The organism is Aminobacter sp. P4_H6_2 (assembly GCF_056400805.1).
Genome location: NZ_JBFUKO010000002.1, coordinates 1 through 24,440, shown reverse-complemented (window position 1 = coordinate 24,440; position 24,440 = coordinate 1). Strand labels below are relative to the sequence as shown.

The 24,440-nt window shown below is 63.1% G+C and carries 31 protein-coding genes and 1 tRNA gene; 10 read left to right on the top strand and 22 right to left on the bottom strand.

Going from position 1 to position 24,440, the window contains the following annotated elements; translation table 11 throughout:
• Nucleotides 1-138 precede the first annotated feature (138 nt).
• The gene (locus AC1DUU_RS00375) at nt 139-1,542 is read right to left on the bottom strand and encodes an MATE family efflux transporter (RefSeq protein ID WP_476781419.1); all 1,404 of its coding nucleotides are present in this window, start codon (nt 1,540-1,542) and stop codon (nt 139-141) included.
• A 196-nt stretch (nt 1,543-1,738) separates the two neighbouring features.
• On the bottom strand, nt 1,739-2,632 hold the full coding sequence (locus AC1DUU_RS00370; RefSeq protein ID WP_476781418.1) for a LysR substrate-binding domain-containing protein: 894 nt from the start codon (nt 2,630-2,632) through the stop codon (nt 1,739-1,741).
• A gap of 132 nt (nt 2,633-2,764) precedes the next feature.
• Here AC1DUU_RS00370 and AC1DUU_RS00365 point away from each other — a divergent pair, with 132 nt between their 5' ends.
• Nucleotides 2,765-2,944, top strand: a complete 180-nt coding sequence (locus tag AC1DUU_RS00365; RefSeq protein ID WP_476781417.1) for a hypothetical protein — start codon at nt 2,765-2,767, stop codon at nt 2,942-2,944.
• A gap of 99 nt (nt 2,945-3,043) precedes the next feature.
• Complete coding sequence (locus AC1DUU_RS00360) at nt 3,044-3,679, top strand: HAD family hydrolase (RefSeq protein WP_476781416.1); 636 nt, start codon at nt 3,044-3,046, stop codon at nt 3,677-3,679.
• A gap of 147 nt (nt 3,680-3,826) precedes the next feature.
• On the opposite strand, the gene AC1DUU_RS00355 is transcribed toward AC1DUU_RS00360, so the two are convergent.
• From AC1DUU_RS00355 to AC1DUU_RS00295, 13 genes are all read right to left on the bottom strand, one after another.
• Complete coding sequence (locus AC1DUU_RS00355) at nt 3,827-4,585, bottom strand: class II aldolase and adducin N-terminal domain-containing protein (RefSeq protein WP_476781415.1); 759 nt, start codon at nt 4,583-4,585, stop codon at nt 3,827-3,829.
• A 59-nt stretch (nt 4,586-4,644) separates the two neighbouring features.
• Nucleotides 4,645-5,280, bottom strand: coding sequence for an urease accessory protein UreG (gene ureG, locus AC1DUU_RS00350; protein ID WP_476781414.1), 636 nt, complete (start codon nt 5,278-5,280; stop codon nt 4,645-4,647).
• Nucleotides 5,277-5,717 carry a DUF3995 domain-containing protein gene (locus AC1DUU_RS00345; RefSeq protein WP_476781413.1) on the bottom strand — a complete coding sequence of 147 codons (441 nt, stop codon included), beginning with the start codon at nt 5,715-5,717 and terminating at the stop codon, nt 5,277-5,279. Before AC1DUU_RS00345 ends, ureG begins: the two co-directional genes overlap by 4 nt.
• Entirely contained in the window at nt 5,714-6,409 is a 696-nt protein-coding gene (locus tag AC1DUU_RS00340) for an urease accessory protein UreF (protein WP_476781440.1), read from the bottom strand. The genes AC1DUU_RS00345 and AC1DUU_RS00340 overlap by 4 nt, the downstream gene beginning before the upstream one ends.
• Nucleotides 6,381-6,923: an urease accessory protein UreE gene (locus tag AC1DUU_RS00335; protein WP_476781412.1), complete on the bottom strand. Its 543-nt coding sequence runs from the start codon at nt 6,921-6,923 to the stop codon at nt 6,381-6,383. Before AC1DUU_RS00335 ends, AC1DUU_RS00340 begins: the two co-directional genes overlap by 29 nt.
• Complete coding sequence (locus tag AC1DUU_RS00330; protein WP_476781411.1) at nt 6,923-7,525, bottom strand: glutathione S-transferase family protein; 603 nt, start codon at nt 7,523-7,525, stop codon at nt 6,923-6,925. The genes AC1DUU_RS00335 and AC1DUU_RS00330 overlap by 1 nt, the downstream gene beginning before the upstream one ends.
• A 46-nt stretch (nt 7,526-7,571) precedes the next feature.
• A complete protein-coding gene (locus tag AC1DUU_RS00325; RefSeq protein WP_476781410.1) occupies nt 7,572-8,132 on the bottom strand; it encodes a DUF29 domain-containing protein in 561 nt (186 codons plus the stop codon).
• A 57-nt stretch (nt 8,133-8,189) separates the two neighbouring features.
• A complete protein-coding gene (locus AC1DUU_RS00320) occupies nt 8,190-8,735 on the bottom strand; it encodes a redoxin family protein (protein ID WP_476781409.1) in 546 nt (181 codons plus the stop codon).
• 145 nt (nt 8,736-8,880) lie between these two features.
• Entirely contained in the window at nt 8,881-10,593 is a 1,713-nt protein-coding gene (ureC, locus tag AC1DUU_RS00315; protein WP_476781408.1) for an urease subunit alpha, read from the bottom strand.
• Nucleotides 10,593-10,898, bottom strand: a complete 306-nt coding sequence (locus AC1DUU_RS00310) for an urease subunit beta (RefSeq protein WP_476781407.1) — start codon at nt 10,896-10,898, stop codon at nt 10,593-10,595. The genes ureC and AC1DUU_RS00310 overlap by 1 nt, the downstream gene beginning before the upstream one ends.
• A gap of 8 nt (nt 10,899-10,906) precedes the next feature.
• Complete coding sequence (locus AC1DUU_RS00305; protein WP_476781406.1) at nt 10,907-11,167, bottom strand: DUF1272 domain-containing protein; 261 nt, start codon at nt 11,165-11,167, stop codon at nt 10,907-10,909.
• Nucleotides 11,168-11,174: 7 nt separating this feature from the next.
• Nucleotides 11,175-11,477, bottom strand: a complete 303-nt coding sequence (locus AC1DUU_RS00300) for an urease subunit gamma (RefSeq protein WP_476781405.1) — start codon at nt 11,475-11,477, stop codon at nt 11,175-11,177.
• Nucleotides 11,478-11,492: 15 nt separating this feature from the next.
• Complete coding sequence (locus AC1DUU_RS00295; protein WP_476781404.1) at nt 11,493-12,347, bottom strand: urease accessory protein UreD; 855 nt, start codon at nt 12,345-12,347, stop codon at nt 11,493-11,495.
• A gap of 196 nt (nt 12,348-12,543) precedes the next feature.
• Between AC1DUU_RS00295 and AC1DUU_RS00290 the strand changes: the two genes are divergently transcribed.
• The 3 genes from AC1DUU_RS00290 (at nt 12,544) to AC1DUU_RS00280 (ending at nt 14,848) form a co-directional block, all read left to right on the top strand.
• Complete coding sequence (locus tag AC1DUU_RS00290; RefSeq protein WP_476781403.1) at nt 12,544-12,798, top strand: acyl carrier protein; 255 nt, start codon at nt 12,544-12,546, stop codon at nt 12,796-12,798.
• 1 nt (nt 12,799) lies between these two features.
• Entirely contained in the window at nt 12,800-14,011 is a 1,212-nt protein-coding gene (locus AC1DUU_RS00285; protein ID WP_476781402.1) for a beta-ketoacyl-[acyl-carrier-protein] synthase family protein, read from the top strand.
• Between the two features lie 132 nt (nt 14,012-14,143).
• Entirely contained in the window at nt 14,144-14,848 is a 705-nt protein-coding gene (locus AC1DUU_RS00280) for a glutathione S-transferase N-terminal domain-containing protein (protein WP_476781401.1), read from the top strand.
• Between the two features lie 54 nt (nt 14,849-14,902).
• Here the strand turns inward: AC1DUU_RS00280 and AC1DUU_RS00275 are convergent, their stop codons facing one another.
• Together AC1DUU_RS00275 and AC1DUU_RS00270 are read right to left on the bottom strand one after the other, a co-directional pair.
• Nucleotides 14,903-15,511 carry a nucleoside triphosphate hydrolase gene (locus AC1DUU_RS00275; RefSeq protein ID WP_476781400.1) on the bottom strand — a complete coding sequence of 203 codons (609 nt, stop codon included), beginning with the start codon at nt 15,509-15,511 and terminating at the stop codon, nt 14,903-14,905.
• Nucleotides 15,512-15,578: 67 nt separating this feature from the next.
• Nucleotides 15,579-16,670, bottom strand: a complete 1,092-nt coding sequence (locus AC1DUU_RS00270) for a hypothetical protein (protein ID WP_476781399.1) — start codon at nt 16,668-16,670, stop codon at nt 15,579-15,581.
• Nucleotides 16,671-16,965: 295 nt separating this feature from the next.
• On the opposite strand from AC1DUU_RS00270, the gene AC1DUU_RS00265 reads away from it, so the two are divergent.
• A complete protein-coding gene (locus tag AC1DUU_RS00265) occupies nt 16,966-17,922 on the top strand; it encodes a D-alanyl-D-alanine carboxypeptidase family protein (protein WP_476781398.1) in 957 nt (318 codons plus the stop codon).
• A gap of 18 nt (nt 17,923-17,940) precedes the next feature.
• On the opposite strand, the gene AC1DUU_RS00260 is transcribed toward AC1DUU_RS00265, so the two are convergent.
• The 5 genes from AC1DUU_RS00260 to AC1DUU_RS00240 form a co-directional block, all read right to left on the bottom strand.
• Nucleotides 17,941-18,342 carry a (R)-mandelonitrile lyase gene (locus AC1DUU_RS00260; RefSeq protein WP_476781397.1) on the bottom strand — a complete coding sequence of 134 codons (402 nt, stop codon included), beginning with the start codon at nt 18,340-18,342 and terminating at the stop codon, nt 17,941-17,943.
• Nucleotides 18,343-18,406: 64 nt separating this feature from the next.
• Nucleotides 18,407-18,994 (bottom strand): IMPACT family protein, encoded by a 588-nt coding sequence (locus tag AC1DUU_RS00255; RefSeq protein ID WP_476781396.1) that lies wholly within the window; start codon nt 18,992-18,994, stop codon nt 18,407-18,409.
• Between the two features lie 126 nt (nt 18,995-19,120).
• Nucleotides 19,121-20,692 carry a GMC family oxidoreductase gene (locus AC1DUU_RS00250; protein ID WP_476781395.1) on the bottom strand — a complete coding sequence of 524 codons (1,572 nt, stop codon included), beginning with the start codon at nt 20,690-20,692 and terminating at the stop codon, nt 19,121-19,123.
• 75 nt (nt 20,693-20,767) lie between these two features.
• On the bottom strand, nt 20,768-21,298 hold the full coding sequence (locus AC1DUU_RS00245) for a gluconate 2-dehydrogenase subunit 3 family protein (RefSeq protein WP_476781394.1): 531 nt from the start codon (nt 21,296-21,298) through the stop codon (nt 20,768-20,770).
• Nucleotides 21,299-21,378: 80 nt separating this feature from the next.
• Nucleotides 21,379-21,774, bottom strand: a complete 396-nt coding sequence (locus AC1DUU_RS00240) for a VOC family protein (protein ID WP_476781393.1) — start codon at nt 21,772-21,774, stop codon at nt 21,379-21,381.
• 201 nt (nt 21,775-21,975) lie between these two features.
• Between AC1DUU_RS00240 and AC1DUU_RS00235 the strand changes: the two genes are divergently transcribed.
• From AC1DUU_RS00235 to AC1DUU_RS00220, 4 genes are all read left to right on the top strand, one after another.
• Nucleotides 21,976-22,278, top strand: a complete 303-nt coding sequence (locus AC1DUU_RS00235; RefSeq protein ID WP_476781392.1) for a ribbon-helix-helix domain-containing protein — start codon at nt 21,976-21,978, stop codon at nt 22,276-22,278.
• Nucleotides 22,279-22,455: 177 nt separating this feature from the next.
• Nucleotides 22,456-22,532, top strand: a tRNA-Arg gene (locus AC1DUU_RS00230).
• Between the two features lie 226 nt (nt 22,533-22,758).
• Nucleotides 22,759-23,922 (top strand): efflux RND transporter periplasmic adaptor subunit, encoded by a 1,164-nt coding sequence (locus AC1DUU_RS00225; protein ID WP_476781391.1) that lies wholly within the window; start codon nt 22,759-22,761, stop codon nt 23,920-23,922.
• A partial coding sequence (locus AC1DUU_RS00220) for an efflux RND transporter permease subunit (protein WP_476781390.1) occupies nt 23,919-24,440 on the top strand: 522 nt, incomplete at its 3' end. The genes AC1DUU_RS00225 and AC1DUU_RS00220, both read left to right, overlap by 4 nt.

The following is a 24,440-nucleotide window of genomic DNA, read 5'->3' as shown; positions in this document are numbered from 1 at the left end:
GAAAGCGCAGCGTAGCGAAGCTTATCCGGGACCCATTGACCAGTGCGGCCGTGCTCCACGTTGGCCGTGCCAATGGGTCCCGGGTCTCGCTGCGYTCGCCCGGGATGACGCGCGTCGTATGGCGTGCCCCCCTAGACTTCACATCACCGGCCGGCCCATCAGCCCGAGTTTTTCGCGCCTGAGCCAGCGCCACAAAAGCAGCACCGACACCACAGCGAGGCCGGCAGACAGGCCGATCCAGATGCCGACGCCATTGACGCCGAAATGGAAGGCGAGCACCGCGCCGAGCGGTAGGCCAACGCCCCAATAGCCGATCGCCGCATAAATCATCGGTACGGTCGTGTCATGGAGTCCGCGCAACATGCCGGCAGCGACAGCCTGAGCGCCGTCAACGATCTGAAACAGTGCCGCCAGCGCCAGGAACGAGACGGCAAGGCCGATGACGACGGCGTTGGCCGGGTCGTTGACGTCAATGAAGGCGCTGATCAGAAGATGCGGCCATAACAGCATGATCAGTGCCGTCATCGTCATGAACGAGACGCCCATGACATAGGCCGTCCAGCCGGCGCGGCTGACGCCCTCGGAATTGCCAGCACCATAGGCCAGGCCGACGCGCACGGTGACGGCCTGGTTGAGGCCGAGAGGCACCATGAAGCTGATCGAGGCGATCTGAATGGCAATTGCGTGTGCTGCCAGCGACGGCGCATCGATCAGGCCCATCAGCAACGCAGCGGCGTTGAAGATGGTGACCTCGAAGGCGAGGATGCCGGCGATTGGCAAGCCAAGCTTGAGCAGTCCGACAAAGCGCGGCCAGTCGGCGCGCCAGAAGCGCCCGAACAGTTGATAGCGCCGGAACTTCGGCTCAAGCGTCACCACGGCGACCATGCCGACGAACATCAGCACGCTCGACAGCGTGGTCGCGAGCCCCGAGCCAGCGACGCCCATGGCCGGAAAGCCGAGATGGCCGAACATCAGGGCCCAGTTGGCAAGCACGTTGAAGCCAACCGCTGCGAAGACGATCGCCAATGCCCAGCCGGGACGCTCGAGCGCCGAAATGAACGAGCGCAGTACGATATAGCCGTAGAATGGCAGCACTGCCCATTGCAGCCAGCGCACATATATGCCGGCCGTTTCGGCAAGCGCCGGCTCCTGGCCCATCGCCTTGAGGATCGCCTCGGCATTCCACAGAATGATCCAGATCGGGATCGAGACCAGGATGGCGAGCCAGAGCCCCTGGCGCACTGTGCGCCTGAGGTCGCGCACCGAGTGGCGCTTGCGGCCCAATTCTGTGGCGATCATCGGCGAAGTCGCCAGCATCAGGCCGAGCCCGAAGATGAGCGGCGCGAAATAGAGGTTGGAGCCGAGCGCGCCGGCGGCGAGCGCGTTCGATCCGATCCGGCCCATCATCATGACGTCGGTCGCGGTCATCGCCGTCTGGCCGAGATTGGTCAGGATCATCGGCCACGCAAGCGCCAGCATCGCCCGAATCTCGTGACGCCAAGGACTTGCCGGTGATTGCGCGCCGGTTTCGTTCGCAGACATTATTTTCGTCTTTCGTGCCGATATCGCGAGAAATGCCGCCGATGTCGGGCGATTCGGCCTCAAAACGTTTGGTTTTGCCTCGCCTTGGTCCGCTTTTTGCAGCAATCGGGCTGAAGAGGCAAGCCATGAGGGCGGCCAGGCATTGAGCCAGCGCGGTTGTTGGGATGACCCTGCGAGGGTTATGTGCCCGTTGCCGTCAGCATTCCGGGCAACCCATCTCGGATAGAAGCCAGTCGCGGAAGGCGCGGATCTTGGGCACGTTGCGGCGTGCCTCGGGATAGACCAGCCAGTAGGCGTCTTTGTCGTCGCCAAGCAGATCGAAGGGCTGGATGAGACGGCCTTCGGCGAGTTCTGCGGTGAAGAAGGTGCGCGTCAGGATCGCCACGCCCTGGCCGGCCATCGCGGCGTTCGCCTCGTAGGCTTGCGAGCCCATCGAGGTGTCGGGCCGTCCTTCCAGGCTGTCGGTAGGCACGCCAGCCAGCGTGAACCAGCGTTGCCACCAGACATCGCTGGGATCGAGGATGCGCAGCTTCAGAAGGTCGGCGGGTTCCTTGATGCCGCCGATGCTGTCGGCCAGCATCGGGCTCAGCATGGGCGCATACTGGGCCCGAAACAGCAGGTGGGTGACCAGCCCGGGCCAGTTGCCGTCGCCGGAGCGGATGCCGATGTCGACCTCCTCGCGCGAAAAGTCGACCAGGTGGTTCGATGTGTCGAGCCGCACCGCGATTGCTGGATGGCGAATCTGGAACGAGCCGATGTGCCGCGCCAGCCAGTTGGAGGCGAAGGTGAGCAAGGTGGAGATGCAAAGCGTGCCGCCCGAGCCGGCGCGGGCGGTGGCATAGGCTTCGCTCAGGATGTTGAAGGCATCTGTGACGGCGGGTGCGAGGCGGCTGCCGGCGTCGGTCAGTACGACCTGGCGAGGTTTGCGGAGGAACAGCGGCGCCCCGACGCGTTCCTCCAGCAGCTTGATCTGATAGCTCACGGCAGCCTGGGTCATGCCGAGTTCAGCCRCAGCCTTGGTGAAGCTTGAATGGCGGGCGGCGGCCTCGAACACCCTGATCGCGGCCAGCGGCGGCAGCTGCATGTTCATGATATCGCCGTCCTATGCATAAGGGCTCTTAATGGATCCAGATCGACGTTCGATTGGAATTGCTGGGCTTCCAGGACCAATATCTAGGTCAACGCATTAGCGTCTTTCAAGTATCAGCGGAGGTCGACGATCATGAACACGGCACAGGCAAGTCTCATTCATCGCGAACCGGTTTCCCTCACATCGCGTCTGGCGTCAGTCTTTACTTGGCGCACGCGCCGGCGCGTACTTGATTTCAGGGACCTGCCGGATCACCTCAAGCGCGACATGGGTTATCTCGACGGCAACGACCCTTGCGGCCGGCATCTTTGAAAGAATACCGCATGAGCACGTGTTTTCCTCTATCATATGACCGGTTCAATTCCGCCGCCAAAGCTCCTATGAGCAATGGGGTGAACAAGGACCGGTCATATGATTCCGAAGGCAGTGTACTGGGATATGGACGGCACGCTGATCGACAGCGAGCCGCTGCACGAAAGGGCGCTTGTGGCGGCCCTGCGCAGCGCTGGAATCGAGCCGCCGGCTGACCTGCATGCGCGCGTCGTGGGTCAGGCGGCGCGCCCGGTCTATGAGGTGCTGCGGGAGCAGTTCGGCCTTGGTCTCGAATTCGATGAATGGATTGCGCTCAAATACGATCACTATATGGGTCACGCGCCAAGCCTTCTGCCGCGTGATGGCGCCATGGAAATCTTTCGCGACCTGAAGGCCAGGGGCGTGGTGCAGGCAATCGTGTCAAACTCAGACCGCATGGTGGTCGAGGCGAATTTGCGCGCAGTCGGCATCCACGAGCCGACGATGAAAACAATCAGCCGCAACGATGTACGCAACGGCAAGCCCGATCCCGAGCCTTATCTGCGCGCGGCATGGCTGACCGAGATCGATCTCGCCGACACGGTGGTGATGGAAGACTCCGTGACCGGTGCGACATCAGGCGTTGCCGCGGGCATGCGCACCATCTTTTGGCCGCAAGACAAGATCGAAGGGCCGGCAGGCGCCCTGGTGGCGCATAGTGCCGACGAGGTTCGGGCGTTGCTCGGGCTGGACTGAGCGCTTGAAAATTGCCCTCACCCTTACCCTCTCTCCGTAAACGGGGCGAGGGGGCGTCGACGTGGCCGCTTGTCTCTTCTCTCCGTCTTTCACAGGGAGAAGGTGCCGGCAAGCGGATGAGGGGCGGTTGGACGTACGCGACCTCACTCAGCTCCGATACACTGGTTCCTGCTCGTCGAGGATCGCCTTGAGTTCGGCGAGGTGGCGTTCGGCCTGGCCGGGATAATCCTCTTGCTCGAGCGCTGCCTTTTCGGCGATCTCGTCGGACAGAACCCGCAGCGGCCGGCCTGTCCACAACGCCTTGATGTAGGTCTCGCAGGCACGCTCGAAATAATAGAGTCGGTTGAAGGTGTCGGCGACGCTGTCGCCAATGACCAGAACGCCGTGGTTACCCATGATCATCACCTTGACCTTGGGATCGGCAAGCAGGCTGGAACAGCGCTCGCCCTCCTCCTCGAAGGCCAGACCGCCGTAATGGGCGTCAACGACATGGCGTCGAAAGAAGATCGCCGTGTTCTGGTCGATCGGCGGCAGCGTCGAATCGGCAAGCGAAGCGAGCACCGTGGCGTGGATCGAATGCACATGCATGACGCAGCGCGCATGGGCGCAATTGCGGTGGACGGCACCGTGCAGCCCCCAGGCGGTCGGGTCGGGGGCATTCGGCCCGCTCATCGTTTCGGGATCGTTGGCGTCGATGAGCAGGAGATCGCTCGCCTTGATGCGCGAGAAATGGACCTGGTTGGGGTTCATCAGGAATTTCGAGCCGTCGTCGTTGACGGCAAGCGAGAAGTGGTTGGCCACCGCCTCATGCATGTTGAACCGCGCCGTCCAGCGGAAGGCGCAGGCGAGGTCGACGCGCTCCTCGTAGAACGGCAGGTTGGTCTGCTTGAGCTGGGTGACGGCCATGTGTTCCTCCCTGAACTGGAGGAAGAATGCAGCGCTGGTGCTTGCACGGCAACCGCCGATCAGGCGGAAATCCGCTGGTCCAGCCTGAGGCCGCCATTTTCGACGATGAAGTCGATGACGGCTTCGAGCCCCTTGCCGCGCGAAAGATCCGTGAATCCGAACGGGCGCTTGCCGCGCTGGCGCGCAGCATCCGCTTCCATGACCTCGAGATTGACGTTCACATAAGGTGCAAGGTCACTCTTGTTGATGACCAGGAAGTCGGAGCGGGTGATGCCGGGGCCGCCCTTGCGCGGGATCTCTTCGCCCTGGCAGACCGAGATGACGTAGAGCGTGAGATCGGCGAGGTCGGGCGAGAAGGTGGCGGCGAGATTGTCGCCGCCGGATTCGATGAAGACGATGTCGAGATCGGGGAATCTGCGGTTCATCTCGGCGATGGCTTGCAGGTTGATGGACGCGTCCTCGCGGATGGCGGTATGCGGGCAACCGCCGGTTTCCACGCCCATGATGCGCTCTTCCGGCAGCGCCTGCAGGCGGGCCAGCATCAGCGCGTCTTCCTTGGTGTAGATGTCGTTGGTGACGACAGCGATCGAGAACTCGTCGCGCAGCGCCTTGCAAAGCTTTTCGGTCAGAGTCGTCTTGCCCGAGCCGACGGGGCCGCCGATGCCGATGCGAAGCGGGCCGTTTTTCGAAGTCATTGTCCAAATCCCTTGGTGGCGAGGAAGGCAAAGCCAAAGCCGATGGCAAGGCACAGCGGCGAATAGAACTGGCGGTCGAGCCGGGCGAACGGCATTTCCGGCGTCAGCCTGCGCCATGCGGGGGTGAAGCCGGCGATGCCGCGGCCGAGAAAGATCAGTGCGATCATCAAGGCCGAGGCGGCAAGGCCCTGGCGCGGAAACGGCGTGGCAAAGACGCCGACCAGCGCCAAAGGCCAGAGCGTGGCGACCAGGAGGCAGGCAGCGACGGCGAAGCTGGCGAAGGGCGTGGGCATGGCGTCGATGCCGCGAAAGCCAGCGACCGTACGAGCGCAGGACGCCTGGTCGGTTCCCGGCCATACGCCGCCAAGCCCCCAATAGACATGCAGCGAGGTCAACAGATAGAGTACGGCGGCAAGCGCGAAGGCGACTGGCATCATGAGCGAAAAAGCCTCGAATGCTGGGTTTCGTGGCGCATGGCCATGATGTCGGAGGTGATGGCGGCCGAGCCGAGGTCGTCGAGCCTCGATCGCGCGGCACGGGCGGCGACCGAAAGCGCGACCGGCTCGAATTCGGCGATGATAGCAGTGGCAGCTACCTGGCCGACGACGCCGAGGCGGATCGCCGCCTGGAGGAGATTGGTGGAGAACGCCTGCAGGTAAGCCGAAAGCGCATCCTGAAGGGCAATGCCATGCGCGCCTGAAACCGCGCCGACGGCGACGCAATAGGGGCACTCCACAGGCAGCCGTTCAAGTACGGGATGCGGCCAGGCTGAGGCGGCGGCGAGGAAGGCGGAACCTTGCAGCATCGCCTCCATATGCCGCTCGCGCGAACCGGCGAGCGCTTCGCCAAGAGCGGCAAGCTCCGTCAGGTCGCCGCCATCGCGGGCGCGCCGCCAGCTCTCTGAAAACAGCACGGCATCGTTCCAGCCGGAGCCCACTTCGGCCAGCGTCGTCAGCCAGCCGGCAAGGTCGTCTCGGCTGGAAATCAGCCCATCATGCACGGCGCGTTCGAGGCCATGGCAGTAAGAAAAGCCGCCGACCGGAAATACCGGCGACAGCCACGCCATGAGCCGCAGCAGTGCTGCACCGCCTGACGTGGGCTCAGTCATGGTGATGGTGGTAGCCGCCATGATCATGATCGTGATCGTGGTGGTGATGCCCATCATCGTGGGAATGGCCATGCCCATGATCGTGGCCCTGGCCGGAATAGGCGCCGCGCACCGGTTCGAAAGGTTCCAAGACGTCGGTGACGCGGGCACCGAGGCCTTCGAGCATCGCCTTGATGACKTGATCGCGCAGGATGAGAATCCGGTCGGCTTCGATGGCCGCCGCCAAATGACGGTTGCCGATATGCCAGGCGAGTTGCGTCAGATGCACGGCATCATGGGCGCGGATTTCGTAAAGTTCTTCCTCGCCGGCAAAGATCTCGGCGTGGCGGCCGTCGTCGAGCACCAGCACGTCGCCGGTTTCGAGCACCACAGGCTCGGGCAGGTCGACCAGCACGCGATCGCCATGGACAAGCTCGATGGCGCGGCGGCGGATGTGGCGCTCGTCATGAGCGAGCACGGCGACGTCGAAAGGCAGCGGACGTTGCGCATCGGCCCGGACGGCCTCGGCACGGATGAAATGGCTGGCGCGCAGCATCAGAAAGAACCTCCATTGGCCTGTGCCCTGGCACGCGCTGGCCGAGCAAGCATACGGTCGAGATAGTCGTTGACGCGCTCGGAGGCGATAGCGATCTTGCCGCCACGCGCCCAGCCGCCGATTTCGCCCAAGATCACGTCGACGGCGCTGAAACGGTCGCCGAGCGCGAATTCCTTGCCGATGAGACGCTTGTCGAGAGTCGCGACCTCGTTGGCGAAATCATACGCCACGGCGGGACCGACATCGACCCTCAGTTGCCGCGGCAGGATGAAGCGGTGGCGCAGCTTGTTCCACAAGGGCGCTTCCAGTTCCGACTGGGCAAAATGCATCCAGCTGTCCATTTCGGCGCGGCCACGCAGGCCGGGATTGGCGCCAAAACCTTTGTCGGCATGCTTGTCGCCGAGGTAGATGCAGATCGCCGCAGAGTCGGTCAGCGTGAAGTCGCCGTCGACCAGAACCGGCAGCTTGCCGGAAGGGTTGAGCGCCTGGGCCTCGGCCGAGCGCAACCCGACCTCGACGAATTCGTAAGGCTCGCCGAGTTCCTCCAGCATCCACAGGACACGCGATACGCGCGATCCGCGCGAACCGTAAGCTTTGTACATGCTTGGAATTGCCCTTTTGACTTCGGCTGCGGCGGCTCTGGGGCGGCTATTCCGGGAAGAATTCCAGATCGAGGATCTGTGCAATCGAAAAAGGACTGCTCGCTGGAAAGAGGTCTTCGGCGAGGCCGGTTTCTGTGACCGCGCTCGCACGCGCCATGGCATATTCCTCGGCTAGCACGCGCTGTGGGTAGCCAGTCAGGCTGGGGCTGTCCTTGATCACACGCGAAATCCGCCAGCGTTGCTCGGTGATGGTGGCTTTCCAGCTTCCCGTTCGCTGGCCGGGCTGGAAGCGCCATTTCAGCAAATGGACAAGCAGGACATTGAGCCGGCTTTCGATTTCGCTGCGCCCCAAGCTTTCGATCTCCTCGGCGAGATTTTCCCGGTCAAGCGCTGGCAGATTTCCCTTGCGCAACAACGCGGCTTGCTCAGCGCACCATTGAGCGTAGTCGGCCTCGTAGGGCGTCAATTGCGGTTTGCCGAAGATCTTGTTCATGGCAGGTATCCTGCGCCGAAACGCGTGCCTAGCCAATAGATTTTGCTGTGTTCGTGATGGCAAGTGCTGCTGCCAATTGACGAACTGCGCGCAATCCAGCTTGGTGCATTTCATGAAAAAACCCCGGCGCGCGGGTGCGGCCGGGGCTTCGATCAGCGCGAGGCCTGAGCCTTATGCGGCTGCGGCGACGTCGTCGTTCTTGAGGGCTTCAAGAATGTTCTGCGGCGAGGAGACGCCATAGGGATCGCTGTCGCAGTTGTCGGAGAAGCCTTCTTCTTCGAACCACTTCTCGACGCGGCCGTTGTTGATGACGGCGGCATAGCGCCACGAGCGCATGCCGAAGCCGACATTGTCCTTGGCAACGAGCATGCCCATCTTGCGGGTGAATTCGCCCGAACCGTCCGGAATGAGCTTCACCTTGTCGAGATTCTGCGACTTGCCCCAGGCGTTCATGACGAAGGCGTCGTTGACCGACACGCAGTAGATCTCATCGATGCCTTGAGCCTGGAACTCGCCGAACAGCTTTTCGAAATCGGGCAGCTGGAAGGTCGAGCAGGTCGGCGTGAATGYGCCCGGCAGCGAAAACAGGACGACGCGCTTGCCGTCGAAGTAATCGGCCGAGCTCTTGTCTTCCCAGCGGAAGGGATTGGGGCCGCCGACGGCTTCGTCACGCACGCGCGTACGGAAGGTAACGGCAGGAACTGTCTTCCTGATCATGTCAAACTCCATTTCCAAGAGAGCAGGAGCCCCGGTCTTGGGGGTCGGAGGCCTGCCGAATTTTTTGCTAGCAGATGCTAGATAACAATTGGCCGGGGGCCGTTCCAGCATTGCCGGCGTGGCATCAGGTCGCGGGCCTGACGTATCAGAACAAGAAGTAGCGCTGGGCCATCGGCAGCACGGTCGATGGCTCGCAGGTCAAAAGCTCGCCGTCGGCGCGCACCTCGTAGGTCTCGGGGTCGACCTCCATCTGAGGCATGGCATCGTTGAGAATCATCGAACGCTTGCCGATGCCGCCGCGGGTGTTTTCGACCGCCACCATCTGCTTTTCCACGCCGATGCTCTCGCGCAGGCCGCCTTCGAGCCCGGCCTTGGAGACGAAGGTGATTGAGCTGTGGGTGAGCGCCTTGCCGAAAGAGCCGAACATCGGCCGGTAGTGACTTGGCTGCGGCGTCGGTATCGAGCCATTGGGGTCGCCCATCGGGGCTGTGGCGATCCAGCCGCCAAGCAGCACCATGTCGGGCTTCACGCCGAAGAAGGCGGGATTCCACAAGACCAGGTCGGCGCGCTTGCCGACCTCGATCGAGCCGATCTCCTTGGACATGCCATGTGCGATGGCCGGGTTGATGGTGTATTTGGCGATGTAGCGGCGGGCGCGGAAATTGTCGTTGTTGCCTTTTTCGCCCGGCAATGCGCCGCGCTGGCGCTTCATCTTGTCGGCGGTCTGCCAGGTCCGGATGATCATCTCGCCGACCCGGCCCATGGCCTGGCTGTCCGACGAAATGACGGAGAAAGCGCCGAGGTCGTGCAGGATGTCTTCGGCGGCGATCGTTTCCTTACGGATGCGGCTTTCGGCAAAGGCGATGTCTTCGGGGATCGACGGCGACAAATGATGGCAGACCATCAGCATGTCGAGGTGCTCGGCCACCGTGTTGACCGTGTAGGGCCTCGTCGGGTTGGTCGAGGCCGGAATGACGTTGGGATATTGGCAGACCTTGATGATGTCGGGCGCATGTCCGCCGCCGGCACCTTCGGTGTGGAAGGAGTGGATGGTGCGGCCTTTGAAGGCGGCGACAGTATCCTCGACGAAGCCGCTTTCGTTGAGCGTATCGGAGTGGATCGCGACCTGAACGTCGTAGGCGTCGGCGACCGACAGACAAGTGTCGATGGCAGCAGGCGTCGAGCCCCAGTCCTCATGCAGCTTGAGCCCGCAGGCACCGGCCAGAACCATCTCTTCCAGCGCGCCCGGCAGCGAGGCGTTGCCCTTGCCGAACACGCCGATGTTCATCGGCAGGCCGTCGAAGGCCTGGATGATGCGGGCGATGTGCCAGGGGCCCGGCGTGCAGGTGGTGGCGAGCGTGCCATGCGCGGGACCGGTGCCGCCGCCGACCATGCAGGTGACGCCGGAATTCAGCGCTTCGTCGACCTGCTGCGGCGAGATGAAGTGGATATGGGTGTCGATGCCGCCGGCAGTCAGGATCTTGCCTTCGCCGGCGATGATTTCGGTGCCCGGGCCGATGATGATGGTCACGCCTGGTTGGGTGTCGGGATTGCCGGCCTTGCCGATGGCGGCGATGCGGCCGTCCCTGAGCCCGACATCGGCCTTGTAAATGCCGGTGTGATCGAGGATCAGCGCATTGGTGATGACGGTGTCGACGGCCCCCTGGGCGCGCGACAGCTGGCTTTGGCCCATGCCGTCGCGGATGACCTTGCCGCCGCCAAACTTCACCTCCTCGCCGTAGACGGTGAAGTCGTTTTCGACCTCGATGAACAGTTCGGTGTCGGCAAGCCGGACCTTGTCGCCGGTGGTGGGGCCGAACATTTTGGCGTAGTCACGACGGGAAATCGTTGCTGGCATCAGAGCTTTCCCATCACCTTTTGCTGGAAGCCGTAGACCTCGCGCTTGCCACCGAGCGGCACCAGTGTGACGTCGCGTTCCTGGCCCGGTTCGAAGCGCACGGCGGTGCCAGCGGCGATGTCGAGCCGCATCCCGCGCGCCTTCTCGCGGTCGAACTTCAAGCCGTTGTTGGTCTCGTAGAAATGATAGTGGCTGCCGACCTGGATCGGCCGGTCGCCAGTGTTGGCGACCTTGAGGGTCACCGTCGGCGCGCCCTTGTTGAGCTCGATCGAGCCTTGGGCGGTGATGATTTCGCCGGGGATCATGTGTGCTCCTACGCTGCGGTGTTGGCCGTGGGGGTGCAGCCCTCGGCTTTGAGCACGCGCTTGGTCGAGGCAGGGTATTTCAACAGCATGGAAGCGGGCCGGATCGGGCGAGCGGAAAAATTGCCGCCGCAATTGGGGCAGGTGCCGCCGAGCACGCCTGTCGCACAGTCGGCGCAGAAGGTGCACTCGAAGGTGCAGATCATCGCGTCGGGCGCTTCAGGCGGCAGGTCGCGGTCGCAGCATTCGCAATTGGGGCGCAGCTCAAGCATGACGGCCTCAGCGGATCGGTTCGTGCACGGTCACGAGCTTCGTGCCGTCGGGAAAGGTGGCTTCCACCTGAACGTCGTGGATCATCTCGGCGATGCCGTCCATGACCTGGTCGCGGGTGATGACATGGGCGCCGGCCTCCATCAGCTCGGCGACCGGGCGGCCGTCGCGGGCGCCCTCGACGATGAAGTCGGAAATCAGCGCGATCGCTTCAGGATGGTTGAGCTTGACGCCGCGTTCGAGCCGCTTTCGTGCGACAATCGCCGCCATCGCGATCAACAGCTTATCTTTTTCCCTGGGCGTCAGGTTCATGCCGGTACCAAAATCCTAGAGTGACCAAAGCCTGGGCAGGCCTGCCTGGCCATTGAGCAGTTCGACGAGTGGAACGAGTCGCTTACGTAGCGTGTAGCCATCTTCGGCGTAAAGCCTCGCAAGAAGCTTGCCAGTTCCAGCCACGCTCCAGGCGCTTGCGCCGCCATCGTCGCCGATGATTCGCCGCGCCGGCTCCAGCAAGACCTCTGACCTGTGCGAGATCAAGAGCAGCGTCGCCATGGCGATGCGCCCACCCGCCGAGGCCGGTCTGGCAAGGGTTGATTCGATGTCTGGTCCGACGAAAAAATCCTCGGCGTGGATGAGACGGCCCTCGCGCCTGATGCGCCAACGGTCGCGGAAGGTGCCGTGCACAGCACGTTCACCCATGGCGCTGCGGCCGAAGATCGTCGCTTCGACGATCAGCGCTTCGGAACCCGCCGCGAGATCGGCGTCGAGCGTGCGTGAAAAGCAGGCACGGTCATAAACGATCGTTTCCTGCGGCAGCCATCCCAAAAAACCACCTTCGCCGACGGTGAGGCGGACATCAACCTGGGCTGCGTCGGCAAGCGCGCGATAGACCTTCTCGCAGGCCTGGGTGGTGACGACCGCGCGTGCGCTCGTGCCGATGGAAACCTCCCAGCCAAGCCGGTCACCACCGGTCAGGCCACCCGCCATGTTGATCAGCACCGCCTCCAGCGGATCGCTCCCGGTATCGGGCAATCTGATCTTGGCCGCGCCATCCTGATAGAGGCGGGCGAGGCGGCTGCGGCCATGGCGAAACGCGACATCGATGCGGGCATGTGCTGCCACGCGTTGCGAGGAAATCGCCGCCGCGTCCGTTGCCGCGGACAATGATGCGTTGATGGTCATGATGCCTTGAGGTTAGCCACACTGACGGGTTTGTCGATATATAGCTTGTTGCCTCGCGGCGTTTCGGTTTCTATACAGGGATGCCTTTTGGGCTCAATTCAAAGGCGAATATCGCCCAAAAGACTGGCTCGAGCCCGACGCAGGAATTGCGCGGCGCGGACCTGACAAGATGTAAAAGTTCTGGGGAAGTGTATCTATGGCCGACCAGTTGGCAACGGACATCATCGACAAGATCAAGGCGCATGCCGAACCGGGTGGCGAAGAGATCACGCTTGACACCGAACTGACGTCGCTGGGCATCCACTCGCTTGAGCTCACCGAGATCATCTTCGACCTCGAGGAGCAGTACGGCATCGAAATCCAGATGAACACTGTCGACGCCTGGAACAGCCTCAAGAATGTTCGCGATATGGTTGAAGCCGTTCGCGCCCTGATCGCAAAATCCGCCTGAGATGAAGCGTCCCCGCATCGTCATCACCGGAATCGGCGGGCTGTGCGGGCTCGGCACCGATGCCCCATCAATCTGGGACGCCATGCGTGCCGGCCGTTCGGCCATCGGGCCGCTGACGAACTCGGCCTTGTACGATCTCAAGATTCGCGTCGGCGCCGAGATCAGGCAACTGCCCGAGCACGGCATCGAGCGCAAACAGCTTGTTTCGATGGACCGCTTCAGCCTTCTTGCCGTCATAGCGGCTAACGAAGCGATGCGGCATTCGGGCCTGGTCGTCGATGAAACCAACACTCACCGGGTAGGCGCGATTATCGGCGTCGGCATCTGCGGCTGGGAAGCGATCGAGGAAAGCTACCGGGCGATCCTGCTTGAAGGCAAGAACCGTACAGGCATCTTCACGGTGCCGAAGGTCATGCCGGGTGCCGCGGCCGGCCAGGTTAGCATGAGCCTTGGCCTGCGCGGCCCGGTGTTCGGCGTCACATCCGCCTGCTCGTCGTCCAATCACGCATTCGCAACCGCGATGGATCAGCTCCTGCTCGGCCGCGCCGACGCCATTGTTGCCGGYGGTACCGACGCGCCGCTGATCTGGGGCATCATCAAGGGCTGGGAAGCCTTGCGCGTCGTTTCGCCCGACACCTGCCGGCCATTCTCCGCCGACAGGCAGGGGCTGGTGCTCGGTGAGGGCGCGGGCATGGTCGTGCTCGAGACCTACGAACACGCCACCGCGCGCGGCGCGACGATCCTGGCCGAGCTTGCCGGAACCGGCATGTCCGGCGACGCCTCCGACATCGTGGCACCGACCATCGAGGGCCCGACGGCAGCCATGCGTGCCTGCCTTCTCGACGCAGGCCTTTCGCCCGAAGAGGTCGACTACATCAACGCCCATGGCACTGGAACCAAGGCCAACGACCAGATCGAGACGACGGCCATCCGGCGCGTCTTTGGCGCTCATGCCGACAAGCTGTCGGTGTCGTCGACCAAATCGATGCACGCCCATTGCCTTGGCGCATCGGGTGCGCTCGAATTGATCGCCTGCGTCATGGCCGTGCGCGAAGGTATCGTACCGCCGACCGCGAACTATCGCGAGGCGGATGCCGACTGCGATCTCGACGTCACGCCCAATGTCGCCAAGCAGCGTCCGGTGCGGGTGGCGATCAGCAACAGCTTTGCCTTTGGCGGCACCAATGCCGTCGTGGCGGTGAAGGCGGTCTGACCAGGCGTCAGGCCGTTGGTGGAACTCTCACCAGGCTCGCGCATTTGCATATTGATGCAGCGCCTGCGCATGCCTAACTCTTGCTTGTCCCCCCAGCCGTGCCTCACGCCGGCCTACCCCGAGGAACCGACGATGAGCGATCTCACCCCATTTCCGATTGCTGCACGCTGGCCGGCAAAGTATCCCGACCGCATCCAGCTCTATTCCTTCCCGACGCCGAACGGCGTGAAGGTGTCGATCGCCCTTGAAGAGCTCGACCTGCCCTACGAGGCCCATGCCATCAACATCGGCAAGAACGAGAGCTGGACGCCCGAATTCCTGGCGCTGAACCCCAACGGCAAGATCCCCGCGATCATCGATCCCAACGGTCCCGGCGGCAAGCCGATCGGCCTGTTCGAGTCGGGCGCGATCCTGCTTTATCTTGCTGAAAAGACCGGGCGCCTGATCCCCAGCGACAGGGCGCGGCATTACGAGACCGTGCAGTGGCTGTTTTTCCAGATGGCTTCGGTTGGCCCGATGTTCGGCCAGCTTGGTTTCTTCCACAAATTCGCCGGCCGCGAAATCGCCGACAAGCGCCCGCTCGAACGCTACCGGGACGAGTCGCGCCGCCTGCTCGGCGTGCTCGACCAGCGCCTTGCAGGGCGCAAGTGGATCATGGACGACGACTACACCATTGCCGACATCTCGCTGCTCGGCTGGGTGCGCAATCTGATCGGCTTTTATGAAGCGCGCGATCTCGTCGGTTTCGACAGTTTTACCCATGTCGCGGCATGGCTGGAACGCGGCCTGGCGCGGCCCGCGGTGCAGGCGGGCCTGAACATTCCGGCGCGTGGCTAAGCCATATCGAGCGCTTCGCGTCCTCCGGATACGAAGCGCTTCGATTGACTGGCGTCAGATCACCAGATCGGCCTTGCGGCGCGCGGCAAGCACGCGGTCGATATTGGGCATGTCGTTGGTGTCGATCCAGTGACGCGCATCGGCGTCCGAGCGGCCGTGCTCGCGCCAACGCTCGACCAGTCGCCGCTCCAGTTCTTCGCGCGGCACATCGACGAAGATGGTGAAGTCGAGCAGCGGTCCGAGCCGCTGCCATGGTTCTTCGTCGAGAAGCAGGTAGTTGCCTTCGACGAGGATGAACTTCACCTCCGCGGGCACGATGGCAGCTGCTGCCCTGGATAGCTCGACGCTGCGGTCGAAGACGGGGATCGCAATGTCAGGCTCGGCGGCGCGCAACCGCTTGAGCAGCACCTCGAAGCCGGCGAAGTCGAAAGTCTCGGGCGCGCCCTTGCGGGCCCTGAGCCCGCGTTTGTCGAGCACCGCATCGTCGAAGTGGAAGCCGTCCATCGGCACCACGGCCGCCGAGCCCTCGGGCAGGACGTCGTGCAGGGCGGCCGATAGCGTCGACTTGCCCGATCCGGGCGGCCCGGCGATGCCGATCACGAAGCGCTCGGCATGGTGTGCGCGTTTGAACAGGGTGGCGGCGATATGAGCGATCTCTGACATAGGCCTTCCCAATGATGGTTATGTGCATCCTGCTGGCGCATCCGTCAAAATTGAGGCGGTAGCACCGTCAGTTCAAGAGCGACTGTCCGATCCGCAGGAAGGTTTCGTCGAACGGCACTTCGCGGCTGGCGCCGTCGCTGAAGTTGAGGCGCAGCTTTCCGGCCACGGCTTCGACCGCGGACGGCACCTCGCCAGTGTCCGATGCCACTGAACCCACCACCTGGCGGAAGGCGACGCGCCCGCCGAGCGCAAAGGCCGTTTCGACATTTTCGCGTTTCAGCCAGTTGTCACCCAGCGAGGCGGCATGGCCGATATCAGTGCGCCCGTCCTCGATGCCGAGAACGCCACTGCGACCGTTCCACGGCGCATAATAACGACCGCCATTACTGATCCACAGCATGGTGACCGGCAGCTCGGTCGGGTTCTTGAGCACCAAAACGACATCGGCCTCGGCCTTGCGCGCCACCGCAGTCCAGCCCAGGCCGCCATGATCGGCCTCGATGAGCGTGACGAAATCCTCGTGCCGGTTGTCAGGGCTGAAATTGGTGAGGTCGACCGTGCCGCCCGATGCGGCCGGAAAGCGCGTGAGGTCTTCGCTGCGTGCGGGATAGGCAAGCACATAGGCGCCGCGCACCGGGTCGGGCTCCGTCACATCGGGTGGCGTTGCGGCGAGGCGCTTTGGCGAAAACGCCAGGCGACCGCCCTCGCGCATTTCGGTCATCGGATGATGGGCGACCGGGATCGCGCCAGAACCGCCGGTGAACGCATGCTCCTGGTAGAGAAACGGGTGGCCGTCGCGCAGGATCAGCGTCTTTTCGACCAGGGCCCCCATGATCTTGCGTTCCAGGCGAAAACTTGCCCGTCGGCCTCCAGGGATAGCCTCATCGGAGGCGAGCTGCCATTCGCTGTTGGCGCTCCAGCCATGCAGCGGTGCCGGCTCGACATCACTGCGCGAAAACGGCGCGCACAAGAAATCGCCCGACAATCTGACAACGCCTTCCGGCAGCCCCTCGGGCAGATCGCCCCGGTCTATCCATGGCGCGCGATGCAGCGGCTTCAGCGTGCGCCCACCGCTTTCGATGGCGAGGTCGGCGATGTGGCCAACCGAAAGGTCGAGCGTGACTGCAATTCCCTCGGCGTCGAAGCTAAACACATTCATCGCAAATCACCCCACTTCATGCCGCCAAGAGAGCCGATTTGCCGGTTCGGGCGCAAGTCATGGGGTGTAACCAATATTCAACACCATCGGCACAACATGTGTTGGCAGCGACGAGCCAAATGGACGGGCTGGCGCGCATTCTGTAGCCTTGCGGCTGTTATTGCTGACCGGCATGTGACAAAGCCTAATTTTTGGCGACCACCGACAGGTTTTTCCCTTGCAAGCCCAGGCCACCTTATCTCAGCTGCCCTTCAGATTTCCCAGGCTTCGGCAGCTTGGACTGCTCCGCAATCTTGTGGCGCTGTTTGCCGTGGTCGCCGTGCTCGCCGGCTGCTCCACCACCGAGACCTTGAATGTCGCGCAGCCGGTGGCGGCGGCGTCGGAAAAATATGCGGCGATCGTCGTCGATGCCTCCAATGGGCGCACGCTGTATCAGGCCTATTCGACCGCGCCGCGCTATCCCGCCTCGCTGACCAAGATGATGACGCTGTATCTGACCTTCGAGGCGCTGCAGCAGGGACGTGTGTCGAAAACCACGCTCATCCCGGTGTCGAGCAACGCTGCCTCGCAGCCACCGTCAAAACTTGGCTTCAAGCGGGGCGAGCAGATCGAGCTCGAAGCGGCGATCCGAGCGCTGGCGACGAAGTCGGCCAATGACGTCGCGGTTGCTGTCGGCGAATATCTCGGTGGCAGCGAAGCGGCCTTTGCCGGCATGATGACGGCCAAGGCGCGCCAGCTCGGCATGACCAATACCGTGTTCCGCAACGCCTCTGGCTTGCCCGATCCGCAGCAGCACACCACAGCCCGCGACATGGCCGTGCTGGGCATGGCACTGCGCAAGCATTTTCCGCAGAACTATTATTACTTCGCCGCAACCGACTTCAATTTCCGTGGCAAGCGCGTGCGCGGCCACAATGACCTGCTCGGCCGCGTCAACGGCGTCGACGGCATCAAGACCGGCTACATCAGGGCGTCGGGCTTCAACATCGTGACCTCGGTCAATGCCGATGGCCGCAAGCTGATCATCGTCGTCATGGGCGGCGACACCGCGCGCAAGCGCAACGCCCATGTCGAGGAGCTGATCGTGCGCTACATGCCCCAGGCTGCCGGCAGCAGCCTGGCCTATCAGACCGCTCCTGCCGCACCCGCAGCCCCGATGCCGGTGGCTGCCGCAACGCCCATGCCGGCCATGGGCGCAGTACCGATGCAGGGCTCGACGTCCGCGCCGGTGCCGATGGCCGAGGTCCAGTAGGCGAGCTTCCGCTCGTGCTTAAGCGGGCGCTTGGTATTGCGTGTCTGAAACGTGCTCCAGCCAGTCGACCGCGCTGCCGTCAAGCGCTTCCTGAAGCGCTATATGCGTCATACCAGTGGTGGCCGCAGCGCCATGCCAGTGCTTTTCGCCAGGCGCGAACCACACCACGTCGCCGCTGCGGATTTCTTCGACCGCACCGCCCCAGACCTGCGCCCAGCCGCAGCCCGAGGTCACGACCAGGGTCTGGCCGAGCGGGTGGGTGTGCCAGGCCGTGCGCGCGCCGGGCTCGAAGGTGACGGTGACCGCGCGCAGCCGGGCAGGTGCTGGTGTTTCGAAGATCGGATCCTGGCGCACCGTGCCGGTGAAGTAGTCGGGCGAGGGCTTTGCCGAGGGCCGCGAGCCGCAGCGTTTGATTTCCATTTTTATCTCCTTGGTGGCTTGGCGCCATCATACGCCGGTCCGCGACCGTTTGGCCGGATAAAACTCAATCGGGCAAGGCGACCACGGCGCGCCCGCTGGTCAGGTCGGTGATCATGCGCACGATCGCCGGCGTGTCGGCCTCGGGCAGGGCTAGGGTGAGCTCGGCGCCGGTCGCGGTGAATGCCTCGGCGATCGTCCTGACACCAGGCTGGGCCGCCAGCCGCGCCTGGACGAGGGCCAGGTCGGCAAAGCCGCAAGTGACCTTCGCCTCGATGGTGACGACGATGGCCACTTTGGCGGCGGTCCGCAGGCAGGTGGCGGCGGTGCCGCCATAGGCCCGCACCAGCCCGCCGCTGCCAAGTAATATGCCGCCGAACCAGCGGGTGACGACGACGGCGACATTGTCGAGCGATTGGCCGTCGAGCGCCTGCAGGATCGGCTTGCCTGCGGTACCGCTCGGTTCGCCGTCATCGCTGAAGCGATAATTCTGCCCGACGCGCCAGGCCCAGCAATTATGGTTGGCGCCGGCATCCGAATGGGCCGCGATGAACGCCTTGGCCGCCTTCTCGTCCGACACCGGGCCGGCAGCAGCGAGGAAGCGGCTCTTCTTGATGTCCTGGCTGAAGGTTTCGAGTTGCGTAAGCGTGAACATGGCTGGCGGCCGTTAGACAATGCGATGTCGCGATCGTCAATCGGGCGCCGATGCCGCAAAAGAGGTGCTCGGGAAAAGGTCGCCGGGCGGTCCGCTGCCCGACGACCTCTGCGCCTGGGAGGCGGGTCAGATCGCGCCGGCCGACATCTGCGACGCGATATGATCGGCTTGCCTGATGGCCAGCGTTACGATTGTCAGCGTCGGGTTTTCGGCGCCGCCGGTGGTGAACTGACTGCCATCCGAGACAAACAGGTTCTTGATGTCGTGCGTCTGTCCCCATTTGTTGACGACGCCGTCCTCGGCCTTCTCGCTCATCCGGTTGGTGCCGAGATTGTGCGTCGATGGGTAGGGCGGCGTCGGGAAGGCGCGCGTGGCGCCGACCGCGTTGTAGATCGCCTGTCCCTGGGCATAGGCATGGTTGCGCATCGCAACGTCATTGGGATGGTCCGTGAACCACACGTCCGGGATAGGCATGCCGTAATCGTCCTTGAGCTCGGCATGGAGCTTAACCGCGTTCTGTTCCTGCGGCATGTCTTCGCCGACGATCCACAACCCGGCCATGTGGTCGTAGTGGTCCAGTGCTGACGTGAAGGAGCGACCCCAGCCGCCCGGGTCGAGGAACGCCGCCATGAACGGAATGCCGAGCGCCAGCGTCTCCATTTCATAGCCGCCGACAAAGCCGCGCGAGGGATCGTGGCGGGCCTCATCGCGCACGATGCCGGCCATGGTCGTGCCGCGGTAGAAATGCACCGGTTTTTCGAAGATCGCGTAGACCGATCCAGTCGTGTGACGCATGTAGTGCTTGCCGACGTGGCCGGAGGAATTGGCAAGCCCGTTGGGGAATTTCGACGAATGCGAGTTCAAGAGCAGGCGCGGGCTTTCGATCGAATTTCCGGCAACCGCCACGACGCGCGCCTTCTGCTCATGCAGCTTGCCGTCCTTGTCGGCATAGACCACGCCGGTGACCTTGCCGGACTGGTCGTGCTCGATCTTGACCACATGCGATTGCGGCCTGACCTCCAGCTTGCCGGTGGCCTCGCCCTTGGGAATTTCGGTGTAGAGCGTCGACCATTTCGCGCCCCATTTGCAGCCCTGGAAGCAAAAACCGGTTTGCTGGCAGCCCATGCGGCCGTCACGGTCGGCGGAATTGATCGCCATGTTTCCGGTATGGCATTCCTTGTAGCCGAGCTTGTCCGCACCGGCCTTGAGGATCTTGAAGTTGTTGTTGCCGGGCAGGCCTTCGATGCCATGCGTGCGGGTCACGCCCATCTTGTCCTCGGCCTTGTCGTAGTAAGGTTCGAGATCGGCGAGCGTGATGGGCCAGTCGAGCAGATTGGCGCCGTCGACCTTGCCATAATTGGTCAGCGCCTTGAATTCGTGATCCTGGAAGCGCAGCGACGCGCCGGCCCAATGGGTGGTGGTGCCGCCAACCGCCTTGACGATCCAGGCGGGCAGGTTGGGGAAATCCTTGGCCACGCGCCAGCCACCGCCGGTGGTGCGCTTGTCGAGCCAGGCAAGCTGGGAAAAGCTGTCCCATTCGTCGTTGATGAAGTCTTCGTATTCATGCCTTGCGCCGGCTTCGAGAATGACGACATCGATGCCTTTTTGCGCCAGTTCATTGCCGAGCGTCCCGCCGCCTGCGCCTGAGCCGATGATGACGACGACGCTGTCATCCTTGAGATCGTATGGGGCTGCCATTGTTTCCTCCCAGAAATTGAAACGAAGCCGCGCACAGCGCGTCAACCGCACCTCATCCGGTGCGGGCCTTCGCCGTCAAAGCCATTCGATGTCGTTGAAGCCGCGAGCTATGTAGCCGCCCTTGGAGTAGGATTCGCCCTCGTAGCCGAAGGTCGGCCATACCTCCTTCTGGTTGTAGAGGCTGACCACGAGGTCGCCGCGCACTGCCTGGAAAAACGGCGTCGTTTCGATGTCGCGCAAGATGGCGACGCGGTCGTCTTCCCATCCGAGGCTGCGATAGCCGGCGCCACCAGCCCGCTTGTCGAGATCGGCAACGCCGTTCTCGATCAATTCCTTATGGGCGGCGTCCTTTCCGGCTTTCGCATCCTGCCCTTTGACGGCGATGGCATAAAAGCGATCGGCGAGTTGGTCGTGTGGGTAGATGTCGCGGGCGAGCACGATCAAGGTGGCCATGGTTTCCGGCTTGAGTGCGGTCACCTCCAGTCCCCAGGCATTGCGGGGGCTGATGAGGGCGCTGCCGCTGATCACCAGCATCGCGCCGATGCTGCCGCGTTTGAGAAGCTCACGCCTGGAAAGGCCGGCCTGCTTCTCGTAGATCGTTACCATGATTTCCTCCCTTGCTTGCTAGTGCACGTGTTCGATGTGCTGGCTGGCACTGCTGTCCTCCAACAGCAGTTGCGGCGGCGCTACAGGAAGCGCCCCCGTCTTTGCAAAACCTCGATCTTGTATCCGTCGGGATCCGATATGAAGAAAAAGCGGGCAATTTCGATGCCGTTGTTCTTGAACTCGACGATGTCGCGCGGCTCAAGCCCCAGCGCCTTCATGCGGCTGTGCTCGTCGTCGAGATCCGCGACCGACACCGCGAGATGGCCATAGCCGTCGCCCAGCACGTAAGGATCGGTGCGGTCCTTGTTGATCGTCAGCTCGAGCTCGAAGCTGCTTTCCTCATTGGAAAGATAGACCAGCGTGAAGGTTGGGAAATCGAGCCGGTCGGCAATCCCAAGGCCGAGCGCCTTGGCGTAGAAATCCAGCGAACGCTGTTCGTCTAGAACCCGGATCATGGAGTGGATGGTCTTTGCCAATCAGGCATCTCCTGCACTGTCATAATTATGTGTGCAGGATGCGCCATCGCGGGAAGGGGCAGGTAGCAGCCCGCTACCGCAAAGTTGATTTTATTTCAGGAGATAAGCCGGAAGGTTTTGCTCGAAAAGCCCGCTTGAAAGGCAAATTGACCGCTGTGAGGCTGCGGGGCATACTTGCGAAAAACAGGAGGTGGAAACGCCATGTGCGAGGTTTTTGCCGGGCAGGACCCCGATCGTTACCGCCCGATCAACCGTTCGGTTCGCATCGCCGGCCATTCGACCAGCATTCAGCTGGAGGCCGCGTTCTGGGTTCTTATCGACGAGATCGCCGAGGGGCAGGGCATGACGACATCGCGGTTCTTGTCGACGCTGTACGACGAGGCGCTGGAAATCAACGGCAGCGTGCCGAACTTCGCCTCCCTGCTGCGCACCAGCTGTCTGATCCACCTGATGAGCGGTTCGGCAGGCACGCCGCGCAGGCTGCAGATTTCGTCCGCTGCCTGAGCCCTGTGAGGCCTGCCTCGGGTCACCTAACCCTGCCGAGTGAACGACGGCACAATTCGCGCCGCCTTCGCAGCACAGCGCAACTCCATTTCCCCCGTTGAAGCTTGCCGCCGCATCGGTTATGAACGCGCGTCGTCCGGTTCGCCGGATGGTGGTTTGCGGTTTGGCCGTGGACGAGCACCCGTAGCTCAGCTGGATAGAGCGCTGCCCTCCGAAGGCAGAGGTCACAGGTTCGAATCYTGTCGGGTGCGCCAAAAAATTCCAATCAAACATCGATGATCCGTCCAGACGGCGCGTGCTGCATGTGAAACCGCGCGCATTGCGACAGACTGCTGCAATGGTCGCCTGTCATGTCGCTGCCATGAAACCACAGGCGGCCAGTCATCGGACTGATCCATCAATAGAAGCGAACCGGCCAGGGGGAGGGCCGGCGGTCGCCATCGCTTCGAAAACATTCCAGACCGTGGAAAGCATGCAAGCATGACACGCCCCTTTCAAATATCCGTCGCAGCGGCCCTGGCCGTCACCTTGTTGGCTGGTTCAAGTGCGAGTTCCGTTGCCAATGGTGCCGCCGCCGCCGCCCAGACCGAGACGTCCAAGCGCATGGTGTCGACCTTCGTCGTTGCAAGCGCCATGAGCGAATGGACGCTGTCGTTCAGCGGCGTGCTTGCCGCCCGCGAGGAGGTCGCCGTCGGCGCGCCGTTGCAAGACCAGCGCATCACGGGCGTCGACGTCGAGGTCGGCGACCGTGTCAAGGCGGGCCAGGTTCTGGTCAGGCTCGACACGGCGATGCGCGACAATCAATTGCGCGAATCCGAAGGACGGCTGGCGCGGGCGAGGGCAGCTCTTGCCCAGCAGCAGGCAAAGGCGGCGCAGGCACTGGCAGCACTTCAGCGCGCTGGTCCGCTCAAGCAATCGGGTTTCTTGTCCAGCCAGGCCTTCGCCGACCGTGCTTCCACCGAAGCCGTCGAGCGCCAGGGCGTTGCCTTGGCGCAGGCCGAGGTCAACCAGGCCGAGGCCCAACTCGCCGAATCCCGGCGGCTACGCGAACGCGACGTCGTCCTAGCACCTGTCGCTGGCGTCGTTTCCGAACGCCACGCCAACGCTGGTTCGCTCACCGGATCGGAGCCATTGATCCGCCTGATCCGCGATGGCAGGGTCGAACTTGCCGCCGACATTCCCGAACGTGAGCTGCCGCAGCTGGCGGTCGGCCAGCCTGCCGAAGTCACACTGCCGGGCAGGGACGGGTCGATCAGGGGCATGGTGCGCATGATCACGCCGAAGATCGACCGCGACACCCGTCTTGGCGGGGCCAGGATCGCTCTAGATACAGATGCCGCGCTGTTTCCCGGCGCCTTTGGCCGGGCCGAGGTGGTGGTGGCGAAGCGTGAGGCCATCGTCATTGACGATTCCGCACTTCTTTATGGCGGCGACGCTGACAAAACCTCGGTCTTTGTGGTCGAGCGCGGCAAGGTGATGCGGCGCGGGGTCGAAACCGGCTTGCGCGACAATGGCAGGCTCGAAATCGTTGCCGGTCTCAAGGCCGGTGATGTCGTTGTCGCCAAGGCCGGCGCGTCGCTGCGCGAGGGCGATGCGGTGGCGACCATCGACATCGGTGCCATCACCGGAAGCACCCGCCCATGATTAGCAACATTTCTGCCTGGGCGATCCGCAAGCCAATCCCCACCATCGTTCTTTTCCTGGTGCTGACGCTTGTCGGCTGGGCGTCGTTCCTGCGCCTGCCGGTCAATGCCAATCCGAGCCTGGCGTTTCCGATCGTCACCATCACCGTTTCGCAGGCAAGTGCCGCGCCCGCTGAAATGGAAAACCAGGTCACGCGCCGCATCGAAGGGGCGGCGTCGGGCCTCGCCGGGGTCAAGCACATCCGCTCGACCATCAAGGATGGCGTGTCGACCACAACCGTCGAATTCAAGATCGGCGTCGATCCGGACCGGGCGACCAACGACGTGCGCGAGGCCGTCGGCCAGATTAGGTCAGACCTGCCGCAATCGATCCAGGAGCCGATCGTCTCGCGCGTCGATGTCGAAGGCGGGGCGATGCTCTATTACACGATGCAGGCGCCCAACATGTCGGTGCTCGATGCGTCGTGGTTTGTCGAAGATACGATCAGCCGCGAGCTTCTTGCGCTTCCAGGTGTGCAG